Consider the following 13,981-nt stretch of genomic DNA (forward strand, 5'->3'; position numbering starts at 1 on the left):
TGCAGGGATGGAGCAGGAATGGAGCTGGTGCTGCGGATGGTGCTGGTCGGGTGCTGCTGTGGGTTGCGGGCAGCGCCCTGGCGGTCAGGCCAGGGTGCGTTCCGCGGGGTCCCAGCCCTCGGGGAGGGTCGGGGAGGGCGACACGGTGCTCTCGACGAGCACCGCCTCGCCACGTTCTGCCGCCTCGGCGATGGAGACCATCACGTCGAGGACGTGGAAGGCGAGCGCACCGGGGACGCGGTTCTCGTCGCCTGCCCGCAGCGAGCGGGCCAGGTCGACCACGCCGGTGCCGCGCGAGTAGGTGGAGCCGACCGCGGGGATCGTCTCGGGCTCATCGGAACCGAGGGCGTAGAGCTCGGTGTCGCCGTCGAAGTTGTTCGGGTCGGGGAACACGACGGTGCCGGTCTCCCCCGCGATCTCGACGAAGCCGGTGCGGCCCCGGTCGGACTCGAACGAGAAGACGCTCTGCGCGCTCCCGCCGTTCTCGAACTCGATCAGCGCGGAGTGGTTCGTCGGGACGTCGACCGGGAACTCGGTTCCGGCCTTCGGGCCGGAGCCGATGGTGCGGGTCGCGCGGGACTTCGACGCGGTTGCCGTGACCTTCTTCACCGGTCCGAACGTCTGCACCAGGGTGGTGATGTAGTACGGGCCGATGTCGAACAGCGGACCGGCGCCGTACGCGAAGAGGAACTCCGGGCTCGGGTGCCACGACTCGGGCCCGGGGCTCTGGAAGAGCGTCAGTCCGTTGAGCGGCGTGCCGATGCGGCCCTCGCGGATGGTGCGGAGCGCGGTCTGCAGGCCGGCGCCGAGGAACGTGTCCGGGGCGACGCTGACGGTCTTGCCCGCGGCGGCCGCGGCGTCGCGGAGCTCCGCGGCGCTGGCACGGTCGAGGGCGTAGGGCTTCTCGCCCCAGACGTGCTTGCCGGCGGCCAGGGCCTGCAGCGCGACCTCGACGTGGGCGGCCGGGATCGTCAGGTTCACGACGATCTCGATGTCGTCGTCGGCCAGGAGCTCCTCGACGGTGCCCGATCCGGGGACGCCCCACTTCTCGGCCTGGGCGGCGGCGCGCGGCAGGTCGATGTCGGCGATGAAGCGGACCGTCACGTCAGGGAAGACGGTGAGGTTCGACAGGTACTGGTCCGAGATGACCCCGGCGCCGATGACGCCGACGCCGACGGGGCCGGTGCGGGTGGTGCTGTCGGTCGCCGTTGCAGCGGCGGTCGTGGTGTCGGTCATGCGCGGGCCCCCTCGAGGAACGTGTAGGAGTCGGCGACGGCCTGGAAGACGTCGCCCTCGTGGTCGTCGAGCTCGACGACGTGGAGTGCGTCGGGCGCGGCGGCGATGATGTCGCGGATCGGCATGATGCCGTTGCCGACTGCGACCTGCTGCTTGTCGTCGTGCGAGCCGTCGCCGTCCTTGACGTGCAGGAACTGGACCTTGTCGCCGTACTTGCCGATGACCGCGACCGGGTCGTCCCCGCCGACCTGCACCCAGTAGGTGTCGAGCTCGAGCACGACGTCGTCGGACAGGGCGTCGGCGAAGACCTCGTACGCGCTGACGCCGTCGATGCGGTTCGAGAACTCGAATGCGTGGTTGTGGTAGCCGAGCACCAGGCCGTGGTCGGCGGCGCGCGGGGCGAGGGCGCTGAGTTCGCGGGCGATCGCCTCGACGTCCTCGCGGGTGGTCCAGCGGGACTCGTCGATGTGCGGGTCGATGAGGGTCCCGAAGCCGAGGGTGGTGGAGGCGTGGAAGATGCGCTCGAGGTCCTGCTCGCCGGCATCCAGCAAACGGGCGTGGCCGCTCGGGGCGGCGAGGCCGGCGTCGCGGAGGGCGGCGGCGAGTTCGTCGGCGTTGTCGACGAAGCCGAAGGCCTCGACGTTCGTGTAGCCGATGTCGGCGATGCGCTGCAAGGTGCCGGGCAGATCGGCACTGAGGGCATCGCGGACCGTGTAGAGCTGGACCGAGAGCGGTTGGGTCACCAGGGGTTCTCCTCGTCGAGATGGTGCGGTCGTCACTGACCGATCGTCACACTACGAGCACTTTTGTCGGCGGTCAAGCAGAAGTCCGAGGAATGTCGACGGACTTCATTGCGTGGCGCGATCGATGTGTGCTTCACTCCCCACATGGTCGACTTGAACCGGACGGCAGCGTCGCCTCCGGTCGGGACGAGCGAGCTCTTCCAGATCCTCCGCGACGGCGTGCCGCGCACCAGGGCCGAGCTCGCCGCACTGACAGGACTCGCACGCTCCACCATCGGCGTGCGCCTCGACTCCCTGATCGACATCGGGCTGGTCGGCGCGGTGGACACCGCCGTCTCCACCGGCGGCCGTCCGCCCGCCCAGGTGGCGCTGAAGCCCCGCGCCCGCCTCGTGATCGCCGCCGACCTCGGTGCCTCGCACGGTCGTGTCGCCGTCACCGACCTGGTCGCGGCGCCACTCGCCACCCGCGAGGCCCGGATCGACATCGCCGCCGGTCCGGTGCCGACGCTGTCCTGGCTCGTCGAGACGATCGACGACCTGCTCGCCGAGGTCGGGCGCAGCCGACAGGACGTCATCGCGATCGGCATCGGCGTCCCCGGACCGGTCGAGTTCTCCACCGGCCGCCCGGCCAACCCGCCGATCATGCCCGGCTGGGACGGCTTCGACGTGCCCTCGTGGCTCCGTCAGCACATCGCCGCCCACGTGCTGCTCGACAACGACGTCAACATCGCGGCCCTCGGTGAGCGCGAGCACGGCTGGCCGGACGTCGACCACCTGCTGTTCGTGAAGGTCGCCACCGGCATCGGATCCGGCATCGTCTCCGAGGGCCGGCTGCAGCGCGGCGCCCAGGGCACCGCGGGTGACATCGGCCACGTGCGGGTCTCCCGCGCCGGCGACGTCCCCTGCCACTGCGGCAACACCGGCTGCCTTGAGGCCGTGGCCTCCGGTCCGGCCATCGCCCGCGCACTCCGCGCGAAGGGGCACGACGTGCACACCGGTGCGGACGTGATCGACCTGGTGAACCGGTCGGACCTCGACGCGATCTACGCCGTCCGACAGGCCGGTCGGGACATCGGCGAGGTCCTGGCGACCTGCATCTCGCTCATCAACCCGTCCGTCATCGCACTCGGCGGATCGATCACGCAGGCCGGTGAGCACCTGCTCGCCGGGGTCCGCGAGGTCGTGTACTCCCGCTCGATGCCCCTGGCCAGTGAGCACCTCGTCATCGTGCAGTCCCGCGCCGGGTCCCTCGCCGCACTGCAGGGGGCCGCAGCCCTCGCCATCGGTTACGCCCTCTCCCCCGCCGGGGTCGACGAGCTGGTCGCCTTCGCCGAGGGCCGCGAACTGGTCTCCTGACGCGCACCCGCGGCCGTGTGAGCGCGTCGGTTTCGGTCTTGCCGGTGGTCGGGGGGACAATCGTCGGGTGACGATCGTGCAGCCCACCCTGTGGGGCGACCTGGACCCCGGTCTGGAGGCCCTTCCCGGGTCGTCCGCGCCGGTCCCGGCTGCGCGTGATGCGTTCACCGCCCTGCGCGGCCACACCGAGCGCATCGTCGCGCACTCCTCAGACCGCGTCGCCTGGCTCCGCGCCCGCGCCATGGGCATCACCGCCACCGACGTCGCCCGGCTCGCCTCGCTGCGCGCCGTCGAGGCCGTCGTCACCGAGAAGCGCTACGGCTCCCGGTTCTCCGGCAACGCGTTCACCGAGCACGGCAAGGACCGCGAACCAGTCATCGCCGCCTGGGTGGCCGCCACCCACGGCATCCAGCCCTCGGCACACCTCTTCCACGCCGCCGCGAACCGCGCCCACCTCGCCACCCCGGACGGCGTCGGGGTCGACGAGTCGTCCCGCGTGGTGCTCGCCGAGATCAAGACCACCGGCAAGGCCTGGCGGAGCATCCCCCGGCACTACCTCCGGCAGATCTGGTGGCAGCAGTACGTGCTCGGCGCCGACCGCACCCTGTTCGTCTGGGAACGCCACGACGGGTTCGTGCCGGTCGCCGACGAACCCGAGTGCCGCTGGGTCGACCGCGACGACGACCAGATCCGCGGGCTCGTGCAGCTCGCCGACCTGGTGCTCGACAAGCTCCGCGGCTTCCGCTCCTAGACCTTCACCAGCCGCAGCCTGCTCATCCCGACGACGAGGATGCCGAGCAGCGTGATCGAGACCGCGATCCCGACCACGTAGATCGCGACGACGCCGTAGCCCTGCGCCGGATCGAGGAACGGGTACGGCACCCACCCGTCGGTCGCGCCGCGGACGAGCACCACGGTGGTCCACACGGCCGGGTAGAGCAGGAACCACCACACGTGCCGGAGCAGCAGCCGTGCGCGGTCCGAGAACAGCAGCCAGTCGAGCACCGCGTACACCGGGATGATCTTGTGCACGATGTCGTTCGACCACGGCACCGAGGCCGACACGTTCGCGCCCGTGAGCAGCGTGTTGTAGACGATGCCGGTCGTTGCGATGTACACCGTCGCGGCGCCACGGAGCACCGAGACGGCGAGGTCCGCCCGCTTGCGACGGGCCGCGGCGACGAGCGTCACCGCGAGGGCCACGGCGATGATCAGGTTCGACTGGATCGTGAAGTAGCCGAAGAAGTTCCAGAACGAGTAGGTCGGGGTCTGCGAGCTCTCGAGCCACTGCGCCACGACCGCGACGACGATGGCGATGACGGCGATCAGTCGGAGCGAGTTCACGAGGGTGCGCACGGTTCCACGCTAGCGGGACACGACCCCGACATGCAGGAAGGGCCCGCACCGTTGCCGGTGCGGGCCCTTCCACGAGTCATCGGACTCAGATGCTGTTGACGTCCAGCGGGATGCCGGGGCCGAAGGTCGTCGAGACGGCGCCCTTCATGACGTAACGGCCCTTCGAGGACGACGGCTTGAGGCGGTTGATCTCCTCGAGCGCGGTCGAGATGTTCTCGTCGAGCTGCTCCGGCGTGAACGAGGCCTTGCCGACGACGAAGTGCACGTTGGCGTGCTTGTCGACGCGGAACTCGATCTTGCCGCCCTTGATGTCGTTGACGGCCTGCGCCACGTTCGGGGTCACGGTGCCGGTCTTCGGGTTCGGCATGAGGCCACGCGGGCCGAGCACCTTACCGAGACGACCGACCTTGCCCATGAGCTCCGGGGTCGAGACGGCGGAGTCGAACGAGGTGTACCCCTCGGCGACCTTCGCGATGAGCTCGTCGCCACCGACCTCGTCGGCACCGGCGGCGATGGCGGCCTCAGCAGCCGCACCCGTCGCGAAGACGATGACGCGGGCGGTCTTGCCCGTGCCGTGCGGCAGGATGACCGTGCCGCGGACCATCTGGTCGGCCTTGCGGGGGTCCACGCCGAGCTTCAGCGCGACCTCGACCGTGGAGTCGGTCTTCGAGGAACCGGTCTCCTTGGCCAGGGCGACGGCCTCGGTCGGGGTGTAGAACTTGTCGGCCTCGATCTTCGCGGCCGCGGCCTGGTAGGCCTTGGACTTCTTCGCCATGGTGGTCTCCTTGCGAGATACGTGGTTGGCGAGCCGGCGAGGCTCTCCCACGGAAAGGTGTCTGGTGGTGGGCCGGAGCCCGATCGGTGCTTAGGCCTCGACCGTGATGCCCATCGAGCGTGCGGTGCCGGCGATGATCTTCGCGGCCTGCTCGATGTCGTTGGCGTTCAGGTCGGCCTGCTTGGTCTCGGCGATCTGACGGACCTGGTCCATCGAGATCTTCGCGACCTTGACCGTGTGCGGGGTCGAGGACCCCTTCTGCACACCAGCAGCCTTCTTGATGAGCTCGGCGGCCGGCGGGGTCTTCAGGACGAACGTGAACGAACGGTCCTCGTAGACGGTGATCTCGACCGGCACGACGTTGCCACGCTGCGACTCGGTCGCCGCGTTGTACGCCTTGCAGAACTCCATGATATTGACGCCGTGCTGACCGAGCGCCGGACCGATCGGGGGGGCCGGGTTGGCGGCTCCCGCGTTGATCTGCAGCTTGATCAGGCCCGTGACCTTCTTCTTCGGTGCCATGACTTGTCTTCCTCCTGGAATCGAACACACGGGGATCCGTGCACTCTCCCGCTGGTCCGGCCGTTCCGGACAGCGGTGAAGGCCCGCTCGCACGAGGCGCGCGGGCCCAAACCCGTTCAGTGTAGTCGATCTCGGTGATCGCTACAGCTGGGTGGTCGTTAGAGCTTGGTGACCTGGTCGAAGCTGAGCTCGACCGGGGTCTCGCGCTCGAACAGCGAGACGAGGACGGTGAGCTTGCCGCTCTCCGGCTTGATCTCCGAGATCGAACCCGGCAGGCCCGCGAACGAGCCTTCCTTGATGGTGATCGTCTCGCCGATCTCGAAGTCGACCTCGGCCGCGGGCTGTGCCTGCAGGCCGCTGCCCTTCGCGCCACCCTTGGTCGGGGCGGCCTCGGCGACCTGCACGAGGGACTTGAGCATGCCGAACGCCTCGTCGAAACGGAGCGGCGTCGGGTTGTGCGCGTTGCCGACGAAGCCGGTGACGCCCGGGGTGTGCCGGACGACGGACCACGAGTCCTCGTTGAGGTCCATGCGGACGAGCACGTACGAGGGGATCCGGACGCGGGTGACCAGCTTGCGCTGCCCGTTCTTGATCTCGACGACGTCCTCCATCGGGACCTCGACCTGGTAGATGTAGTCCTCCATCGACATCGAGACCATGCGGTTCTCGATGTTCGACTTCACGCGGCGCTCGAAGCCCGCGTAGGAGTGGATGACGTACCACTTGCCCGGCTTCATCCGCAGCTCGGCCTTGAAGGCCTCGTACGGGTCGACCTCGGCGGGCTCGTCGTCCTCGTCCTCGGCGTCGAGTGCCTCGTCCGCTGCGAGCGTCTCGTTCGCCTCGGCGGCGGTCTCGGACTCGAGCTCGACTTCTTCCTCGTCCTCGACGGCCTCGACGGCGGCCTCGGCCTCGTCGGTGGAGTCGATCTCGAGGGCGTCGTCCACGACGGCGTCGGCCTCGGGGTCACGGGCTTCCTGCAGGGCCGTCAGTGCTTCGTCGAGGCCGGCGTCGACGGTGCCGTCGTCGGGCTCGGAGCTGAGGCCGAGGGACTCGTCGTCGTCGCCCTCGATCGAGATCGCACGCTCTTCAGCGGACTCGACGGAGCGTCCTTCGCCGGTCTCGACGTCGCCTTCCTGGTTCTCCTCGACCTCGGAGGACTGCTCGGCAGCCGTCGCGAGGTCGATGTCATCGCGGGAGTTGTCAGACACAGTCGATTCTTTCCGTTCGGTGGTTCGGGTCGGGGTGGCGTTCGTTCATGGTCACGAGCGACGCCGTCACGATCGACGCCGTCTCGGGCGACCGTACTCCTCGGAACGACCGCACACGGCAGTCGACGTCGGGGTCAGGCCGTGGGCCCGTTGCCGAAGACGTACCCGACGCCGAGACCGAACACGAAGTCGAGGATCGACACCAGGATCATCATGACGACGACGAACACGAGCACGACGCCCGTGTAGCTGAAGAGTTCCTTGCGGGTCGGCGTCACGACCTTGCGCAGTTCGCCGATCACCTGGCGGATGAAGAGCACGATGGCAGCGATGGGCCCGCGGCGCTCGGCCCGGTCCTGCTTCGCCTTGGCGACGACGTCGTCCGCCGTCGTCTCCATGTCTTTGCTCGCCAACTTCTACCCTTCCAGAGTTGCAGGGCGGACAGGACTCGAACCTGCAACCTGCGGTTTTGGAGACCGCTGCTCTACCAATTGAGCCACCGCCCTTCGCAACGAGGTTCGTCACCGATCCGCGTTCCGGTGGACGAGTCTACGGGAGTCCGTCACACGGTGTCCACTTGGCCCCTTCCACGGCGTGCCGCGCCGGTAGGCTGGGCCCCGTGAGCACCGCAGCCCCAGGCCCTGAGTCCACCGCCCACGTGTCCGTCGACACCCTCGCCACCGCGCCGGCCGATCGTCGGCGCATCGCGTCCCGCATCGCGGCCATCGCCGAGTCCGCGACGCTCAAGGTCGACGCGAAGGCCAAGGCGCTCAAGGCCGCCGGGCGTCCGGTGATCTCGTTCGCCGCCGGCGAGCCCGACTTCGCGACCCCGCAGCACGTGGTCGACGCGGCCGTCGCTGCCGCGCAGGACCCGAAGAACCACCGCTACACGCCCGCGACCGGCCTGCCCGAACTCAAGCAGGCGATCGCCGACAAGACCGCCCGGGTGTCCGGCATCACCGTCGAGCCGTCGCAGGTCATCGTCACGAACGGTGGCAAGCAGGCGGTCTACCAGGCGTTCCAGACCATCGTCGACGCCGGTGACGAGGTCCTGCTGCCCGCGCCGTACTGGACCACCTACCCCGAGGCCATCCGGCTGGCCGGCGGCGAGCCGGTCGAGGTCTTCGCCGGCAGCGACCAGGACTACCTGGTGACGGTCGAGCAGCTCGAGGCCGCCCGCACCCCGGCGACCAAGGCGCTGCTGTTCTGCTCGCCGTCGAACCCCACGGGCGCCGTGTACTCCGCCGAGCAGACCCGGGCGATCGGCGAGTGGGCGCTCGAGCACGGCATCTGGGTGATCAGCGACGAGATCTACCAGGACCTGGTCTACGACGGGGTCCGGTTCGCCGGCATCCTGACGGAGGTCCCCGCCCTCGCCGACACCACGATCCTGGTGAACGGCGTCGCGAAGACCTACGCGATGACCGGCTGGCGCGTCGGGTGGTTCATCGGCCCGGCCGACGCCGTCAAGGCCGCGTCGAACCTGCAGTCGCACCTGTCGTCGAACGTCTCGAACGTGTCGCAGCGCGCCGCGATCGCCGCCCTCACCGGTCCGCAGGAGCCCGTCGCCGCCATGCGCGAGGCCTTCGACCGCCGACGGAAGGCCATCGTCGACGGCCTCAACGCGATCCCGGGATTCCGCACGCCGACCCCGCAGGGCGCCTTCTACGTCTACCCGGACGTCACCGCACTGCTCGGTCGCGAGTGGGCCGGCACCACCCCGACGACCACGCTCGAGCTGGCAGACCTGATCCTCGAGCACGCCGAGGTCGCGGTCGTGCCGGGTGAGGCCTTCGGCCCCTCCGGCTACCTGCGCCTGTCGTACGCCCTGGGCGACGACGACATCGCCGAGGGCGTCGCCCGGCTGGCGGAGTTCTTCGCGTAGACCTCGGGAGTACAGAACGGGCCACCTCGTCGAGGTGGCCCGTTCTGCGTGCCGGGAGGCCCGTGGTCCGTCGTGCTCGTCCGTCCCGTCGCGCGGACGATCAGCCGAGCAGGTCCCCCACCACGACGGGTTCCGGGACGAGCGAGACACCGAAGCGGTTCAGCACGGTCACCTGCACGAACCGTGCGAGCTCGGCCACCTGCGCCGCCGTCGCCCCGCCGCGGTTCGTGAGCGCGAGGGTGTGCTTGGACGAGATCGCAGCGCGGGAGCCCGGCACCGCGTACCCGCGGTGCACGCCGGCGTGCTCGATGAGCCACGCGGCACTGAGCTTGACGTCGTCGCCCGCGGGCCAGCGAGGCGCATCCGTCGGCAGGGTCTCGGCGAACGCCGGCGAGACGATCGGGTTCGTGAAGAACGACCCGGCGCTCCAGGTGTCGTGGTCGTCCCCGTCGAGCACCATGCCCTTCGAGCCGCGCAGCCGCAGGACCTCGTCGCGGACGGTCGTGGGCGGCACGAGCGCACCGAGCTCGACCCCGAGCGAACCGGCGAGCTGCGCGTACCGCACGGGCACGCCGTGCTCCCCCGCGAGCCCGAGTCGGAACTCGACCGTCAGCACGACACCGCGCCGACCGTGCTTGAGGGTCGACGTGCGGTAGCCGAGCGCCAGCTCGGCTGCCGGGAGCCACGCGCGCTCCCCCGTGGCCGCATCGAGGAACTCGACGCGGGTGAGCACGTCGGCGAGTTCGACCCCGTAGGCGCCGATGTTCTGCACCGGGGACGCACCGACGGTGCCCGGGATGCCGCTGAGGGCCTCCAGGCCGGTCCAGCCGTTCGCGACGGTCGTGGCGACGAACGGGTCCCACGGTTCCCCCGCGGCGACGCGGACGGTGACGCCGTCGGCGTCGCGGTCGGCGTCGACGCCCGTCGTCCGGACCAGCACGACGGTGCCGTCGAAGCCCTGGTCGGCGACCAGCAGGTTGCTGCCGCCGCCGAGGACGAGCCACTCGTGGTCGTCGAAGGCGTCGAGCGCGTGGGCGACGAGCTCGTCGGTCGTCTCGGCCGTGAGCAGCCGGGCGGCGGCCCCGCCGACGCGGAGCGTCGTCAGGTCGGCCAGCACCGGCTCGGACACGGTCAGCGGAACACCACCGTGACCTGCGCCTTGCCGAGCACGGTCTGCCCGGCGGCGGTCACGGTGAGGTCGATGCGCTTCGGCCGGCCGTCCTCGTCGACGGTGCCGACCTTCGCGACGATGCCGACGGTGGCACCCTGCTCCGGCTCGACGACGACGGGGCGCGTGAAGCGGACGCCGTAGCCCGCGACCCAGCCGCTGTCACCGAGCCACTCGGCGACCGGCTGCACGGCGATGCCCATCGTGAGCATGCCGTGGGCGAGCACACCGGGCAGGCCGACCGAGGCGGCGACGTCGTCGCGGTAGTGGATCGGGTTGAAGTCGCCCGAGGCGCCGGCGTACCGGACGAGCGAGTCGCGCATGATGTGCACGTCGCGCTCGGCGACGACGGTGCCGACCTCGAGCGCGGTGGCGGGTGCGGCGGTCATGCGTCGTCTCCTCGGACCACGAGGGTGGAGGTCGCCGTGACGACGTGCTCCCCCTCGGCGTCGTTCATGGTGCTCTGGGCGGTGACCATCGCGTTGCCGCCGAGGGTCTTCACGCTGGTGACCGTCAGGGTCGCGGTGAGCTCGTCACCGGCGACGATCGGCCGGTCGTAGGTGAAGGACTGCTCGCCGTGGACGACGCGGGAGAAGTCGATGCCGGCGTCGGGCTCGTTCAGGAGCTGCGCGAGCGTGGCCTCTTGCACGACGACGGCGAACGTCGGGGGTGCGACCACGTCGGCGTACCCGGCGGCACGTGCGGCGTCCGGATCGTGGTGGACGGGGTTGGTCGCGAAGACCGCACGCGAGAACTCGCGCACCTTCTCGCGGCCGACCAGGTAGGGCTGGGCCGGCGGGAACGTCCTGCCGACGAGCTCGGGGTTCACTGACACCACGGCAGTCTACCGAGGCCCGTCCGGGGGTCGGTGATCGATGAGAACGCTTCAGCTAGACTGTCTGAGACCGATTCGGGGGAATCGGGGCGTGCCGTGCGGCACGGGTTCGTTCGGGACGGGGAGGGCCGATGGACACCACGACGGAGTTCGCCGTGCACACGGGAGACCGGTGCACCGCCATGGAGGTCGCGGCCGCCGCGCTGCGCCGCACGGGCCACCACGTCGAGTCGACGGGTGGCACGATGACCGCGACGGCGGGCAGCCGGACGCTCACGATCCTGCTCGGCGCGCTCGTCCAGCCGGCCCGGGAGTACCGCCGGTACGAGCTGTCGACCGTCGTGGACGGTGCCACCACCACGATCACCCTGCGCCGGGCCGGGCACGGCACGGCCGTGTCGGGCGGCAGCATCGGAGCGAACCGGCGACGGGCCGCCTGGCAGCAGGTCACCGCCGCGGTCGAGGACGCGTTCCGTGCGGCCGGGGTGCTCGCGACGCGGACGGACACCGGCTCCCACCGCACGCAGTAGGCGGCCGGACGGCCTCCGGCGGGTGGCCGCGCGGCGCACCGCCACGGGAGCGGTCACCGGGGACCCGGCCAGCCATCTAGGTTGGGCCCGGGGCCCCGGAAAGGAACCGCCATGAGCATGGAGAGCGCAGCCTGGAGCTCGCTGTACAAGATCTCGTCCGCGCAGGGCGGCAAGCACGGGTTCTCCCGCGCGTCCGTCCGGCGGATCCTGACGTTCGCTGTGCCGTACCGGGCGAAGCTGCTGGTCTTCATCGGTCTCTCCGTCGTCGGCGCCTTCCTCGCGGTCGCGACGCCGGTCCTCGCCGGGCAGGTGGTCGACGTCATCGTCGCCCGCGGTGAGGTCGCGACGATCGTCCGGCTGGCCGTGGTCATCGCCCTGGTGGCCGTGGCCGACGCCGCCGTGTCGCTGACGACGCGGTGGTACTCGGCGCGGATCGGCGAGGGCGTGATCCTGGATCTCCGCACCGCCGTCTTCGACCACGTGCAGAAGATGCCCATCGCGTTCTTCACCCGCACCCGGACCGGTGCGCTCGTGAGCCGCCTCAACAACGACGTGATCGGCGCCCAGCAGGCCTTCAGCGGCACGCTGTCCGGCGTGGTCACGAACCTCGTGGCGCTGGTCCTCACCCTGATCGTCATGCTCAGCACCTCGTGGCTCGTGACGGTGCTCGCCGTCGTCATGCTCCCGGTGTTCCTGGTCCCCGCGCGCCGGATGGGGAGCCGCCTCGCCGCCCTGCGTCGTGAGGCCGCCGACCACAACTCCGCGATGAGCACCCAGATGACCGAGCGCTTCTCGGCTCCCGGCGCCACCCTCGTCAAGCTGTTCGGCCGACCCGACGAAGAGGCCGAGGAGTTCCGTGTCCGCGCTGCCCGGGTCCGCGACATCGGGGTCCGGACCGCGATGCTGCAGTTCGTCTTCTTCACCGCGCTGATGCTCGTCTCCGCGCTCGCCCTCGCGCTGGTCTACGGGCTCGGCGGCTTCCTCGCGCTCGCCGGCCGGCTGGACACCGGCGAGGTCGTCACCCTGGCGCTCCTGCTCACCCGGCTCTACGCCCCGCTGACGAGCCTGGCGAACGCCCGGGTCGAGATCATGAGCGCCGTGGTCAGCTTCGAGCGCGTCTTCGAGGTGCTCGACCTCGAACCACTCATCCAGGAGCAGCCGGACGCGGTCACCATCGCCGACGGCCCGGTCTCCGTCGAGTTCGACGACGTCCGGTTCGCCTACCCGTCCGCCGACAAGGTGTCCCTCGCCTCGCTCGAGGAGGTCGCGACGCTCGACACCCGCGGCGGCGAGGAGGTGCTGCACGGCCTGTCGTTCCGGATCGAACCGGGGCCGACCGTCGCCCTGGTCGGCTCGTCCGGAGCCGGCAAGTCCACGGTCGCGCAGCTGCTCTCGCGCCTGTACGACGTCGACAGCGGCGCCGTGCGTCTGGCCGGGACGGACGTCCGCGACGTCACCTTCGCCTCGATGCGGCACACCCTCGGCATGGTGACGCAGGACGGCCACCTGTTCCACGAGACCATCCGCTCCAACCTGCGGTTCGCCCGGCCCGAAGCCTCCGACGACGAGGTGTGGGACGCCGTCCGCCGTGCGCGGCTCGAGCCGCTCATCCGGTCCCTCCCCGACCAGCTGGACACCATGGTGGGTGAGCGCGGCTACCGGCTGTCCGGGGGCGAGCGCCAGCGGATGACGATCGCCCGGCTCCTGCTCGCCCAGCCGCGCGTCGTCATCCTCGACGAGGCGACGGCGGCACTCGACTCGACGTCCGAGGCAGCGGTGCAGGCAGCGCTCGGCGAGGCGCTCGAGGGGCGGACGGCGATGGTGATCGCGCACCGGCTCTCCACGATCCGCAGCGCGGACGTGATCCTCGTGGTCGAGGACGGCTCGATCGTGGAGCGGGGCACGCACGACGAACTGCTGGCCGCGGGTGGCCGGTACGAGGAGCTGCACCGCACCCAGTTCGCCGCGCAGGAGAACGTCGCGGCCGACGTGCCGGCGGCGGACTGAACGCGCGGCGGGTCGGCCCCGGCAATCGAAGTGGGGCCGGCAACAGAGAAGGCCCCCTGACCCAGGGGATCCTGGACGAGAGGGCCTTGCGTGTAGCGAGGGCGGGACTTGAACCCGCGACCCCACGATTATGAGTCGTGTGCTCTAACCAACTGAGCTACCCCGCCAGAGATCCGGAGCGGCACGCGCACCGGGTCGGAGCCCCGAGTCAGGATTGAACTGACGACCCCCTCCTTACCATGGAGGTGCTCTACCACTGAGCTATCGGGGCGATGTACCGCGAGCGGCACCACACGAGGATAGCAGACCTCCGACGCTGCTCCGGAACCGGACGAGACGCCCGGGCGTGCCGCGTCGCGG

The 13,981-nt window shown here is 70.4% G+C and carries 15 protein-coding genes and 3 tRNA genes; 5 read left to right on the forward strand and 13 right to left on the reverse strand.

What is annotated here, in order from left to right; translation table 11 throughout:
- Positions 1-84: 84 nt before the first annotated feature.
- Positions 85-1,236, reverse strand: a complete 1,152-nt coding sequence (locus DEJ19_RS12660) for a Gfo/Idh/MocA family protein (RefSeq protein ID WP_111233302.1) — start codon at positions 1,234-1,236, stop codon at positions 85-87.
- Entirely contained in the window at positions 1,233-1,979 is a 747-nt protein-coding gene (locus DEJ19_RS12665) for a sugar phosphate isomerase/epimerase family protein (protein ID WP_071406322.1), read from the reverse strand. Before DEJ19_RS12665 ends, DEJ19_RS12660 begins: the two co-directional genes overlap by 4 nt.
- 144 nt (positions 1,980-2,123) lie before the next feature.
- Between DEJ19_RS12665 and DEJ19_RS12670 the strand changes: the two genes are divergently transcribed.
- Positions 2,124-3,335 carry an ROK family transcriptional regulator gene (locus DEJ19_RS12670; RefSeq protein WP_110863395.1) on the forward strand — a complete coding sequence of 404 codons (1,212 nt, stop codon included), beginning with the start codon at positions 2,124-2,126 and terminating at the stop codon, positions 3,333-3,335.
- A gap of 67 nt (positions 3,336-3,402) precedes the next feature.
- Positions 3,403-4,086, forward strand: coding sequence for a YqaJ viral recombinase family protein (locus DEJ19_RS12675; protein WP_110861533.1), 684 nt, complete (start codon positions 3,403-3,405; stop codon positions 4,084-4,086).
- Here the strand turns inward: DEJ19_RS12675 and DEJ19_RS12680 are convergent.
- The 6 genes from DEJ19_RS12680 to DEJ19_RS12705 form a co-directional block, all read right to left on the reverse strand.
- Positions 4,083-4,691: a Pr6Pr family membrane protein gene (locus tag DEJ19_RS12680; RefSeq protein WP_071406320.1), complete on the reverse strand. Its 609-nt coding sequence runs from the start codon at positions 4,689-4,691 to the stop codon at positions 4,083-4,085. The two genes, DEJ19_RS12675 and DEJ19_RS12680, sit on opposite strands and share 4 nt — an antisense overlap.
- Positions 4,692-4,776: 85 nt before the next feature.
- Positions 4,777-5,466 carry a 50S ribosomal protein L1 gene (gene rplA / locus DEJ19_RS12685; RefSeq protein ID WP_017888639.1) on the reverse strand — a complete coding sequence of 230 codons (690 nt, stop codon included), beginning with the start codon at positions 5,464-5,466 and terminating at the stop codon, positions 4,777-4,779.
- 90 nt (positions 5,467-5,556) lie between these two features.
- Positions 5,557-5,988 carry a 50S ribosomal protein L11 gene (gene rplK / locus DEJ19_RS12690; RefSeq protein ID WP_017888638.1) on the reverse strand — a complete coding sequence of 144 codons (432 nt, stop codon included), beginning with the start codon at positions 5,986-5,988 and terminating at the stop codon, positions 5,557-5,559.
- Between the two features lie 158 nt (positions 5,989-6,146).
- On the reverse strand, positions 6,147-7,196 hold the full coding sequence (gene nusG, locus DEJ19_RS12695; RefSeq protein WP_071406319.1) for a transcription termination/antitermination protein NusG: 1,050 nt from the start codon (positions 7,194-7,196) through the stop codon (positions 6,147-6,149).
- Between the two features lie 134 nt (positions 7,197-7,330).
- The gene (secE, locus tag DEJ19_RS12700) at positions 7,331-7,594 is read right to left on the reverse strand and encodes a preprotein translocase subunit SecE (RefSeq protein ID WP_371830607.1); all 264 of its coding nucleotides are present in this window, start codon (positions 7,592-7,594) and stop codon (positions 7,331-7,333) included.
- A 35-nt stretch (positions 7,595-7,629) separates the two neighbouring features.
- Positions 7,630-7,702: transfer RNA gene (locus DEJ19_RS12705), tRNA-Trp, on the reverse strand.
- A gap of 152 nt (positions 7,703-7,854) precedes the next feature.
- Here DEJ19_RS12705 and DEJ19_RS12710 point away from each other — a divergent pair.
- A complete protein-coding gene (locus tag DEJ19_RS12710; protein ID WP_111233301.1) occupies positions 7,855-9,081 on the forward strand; it encodes a pyridoxal phosphate-dependent aminotransferase in 1,227 nt (408 codons plus the stop codon).
- 100 nt (positions 9,082-9,181) lie between these two features.
- Here the strand turns inward: DEJ19_RS12710 and DEJ19_RS12715 are convergent, their stop codons facing one another.
- Genes DEJ19_RS12715 through DEJ19_RS12725 form a run of 3 tightly spaced genes read right to left on the reverse strand, consistent with a single transcriptional unit; the run spans position 9,182 to position 11,084 of the window.
- Positions 9,182-10,210, reverse strand: a complete 1,029-nt coding sequence (locus DEJ19_RS12715) for a UDP-N-acetylmuramate dehydrogenase (protein WP_111233300.1) — start codon at positions 10,208-10,210, stop codon at positions 9,182-9,184.
- A 2-nt stretch (positions 10,211-10,212) separates the two neighbouring features.
- Positions 10,213-10,638 (reverse strand): MaoC/PaaZ C-terminal domain-containing protein, encoded by a 426-nt coding sequence (locus DEJ19_RS12720; protein WP_111233299.1) that lies wholly within the window; start codon positions 10,636-10,638, stop codon positions 10,213-10,215.
- Complete coding sequence (locus tag DEJ19_RS12725; RefSeq protein ID WP_082047026.1) at positions 10,635-11,084, reverse strand: FAS1-like dehydratase domain-containing protein; 450 nt, start codon at positions 11,082-11,084, stop codon at positions 10,635-10,637. Before DEJ19_RS12725 ends, DEJ19_RS12720 begins: the two co-directional genes overlap by 4 nt.
- Positions 11,085-11,215: 131 nt before the next feature.
- On the opposite strand from DEJ19_RS12725, the gene DEJ19_RS12730 reads away from it, so the two are divergent.
- Both DEJ19_RS12730 and DEJ19_RS12735 read left to right on the forward strand, forming a co-directional pair.
- Positions 11,216-11,614: a hypothetical protein gene (locus DEJ19_RS12730; protein ID WP_071406316.1), complete on the forward strand. Its 399-nt coding sequence runs from the start codon at positions 11,216-11,218 to the stop codon at positions 11,612-11,614.
- Between the two features lie 111 nt (positions 11,615-11,725).
- Positions 11,726-13,621: an ABC transporter ATP-binding protein gene (locus DEJ19_RS12735; RefSeq protein ID WP_111233298.1), complete on the forward strand. Its 1,896-nt coding sequence runs from the start codon at positions 11,726-11,728 to the stop codon at positions 13,619-13,621.
- Positions 13,622-13,714: 93 nt separating this feature from the next.
- Here the strand turns inward: DEJ19_RS12735 and DEJ19_RS12740 are convergent.
- A tRNA-Met gene (locus DEJ19_RS12740) sits at positions 13,715-13,788 on the reverse strand.
- Between the two features lie 32 nt (positions 13,789-13,820).
- Positions 13,821-13,892: transfer RNA gene (locus DEJ19_RS12745), tRNA-Thr, on the reverse strand.
- Between the last annotated feature and the right edge of the window lie 89 nt (positions 13,893-13,981).

This window comes from Curtobacterium sp. MCSS17_016, assembly GCF_003234255.2.
GTDB classification, from domain to species: domain Bacteria; phylum Actinomycetota; class Actinomycetes; order Actinomycetales; family Microbacteriaceae; genus Curtobacterium; species Curtobacterium flaccumfaciens.

Bases quoted from the DNA above. Each gene is read 5' to 3' on its own strand.
- DEJ19_RS12660 (WP_111233302.1), bottom strand. From the start codon at position 1,236: ATGACCGACACCACGACCGCCGCTGCAACGGCGACCGACAGCACCACC.
- DEJ19_RS12670 (WP_110863395.1), top strand. From the start codon at position 2,124: ATGGTCGACTTGAACCGGACGGCAGCGTCGCCTCCGGTCGGGACGAGC.
- rplA (WP_017888639.1), bottom strand. From the start codon at position 5,466: ATGGCGAAGAAGTCCAAGGCCTACCAGGCCGCGGCCGCGAAGATCGAG.
- rplK (WP_017888638.1), bottom strand. From the start codon at position 5,988: ATGGCACCGAAGAAGAAGGTCACGGGCCTGATCAAGCTGCAGATCAAC.
- secE (WP_371830607.1), bottom strand. From the start codon at position 7,594: ATGGAGACGACGGCGGACGACGTCGTCGCCAAGGCGAAGCAGGACCGG.
- DEJ19_RS12720 (WP_111233299.1), bottom strand. From the start codon at position 10,638: ATGACCGCCGCACCCGCCACCGCGCTCGAGGTCGGCACCGTCGTCGCC.
- DEJ19_RS12730 (WP_071406316.1), top strand. From the start codon at position 11,216: ATGGACACCACGACGGAGTTCGCCGTGCACACGGGAGACCGGTGCACC.
- DEJ19_RS12735 (WP_111233298.1), top strand. From the start codon at position 11,726: ATGAGCATGGAGAGCGCAGCCTGGAGCTCGCTGTACAAGATCTCGTCC.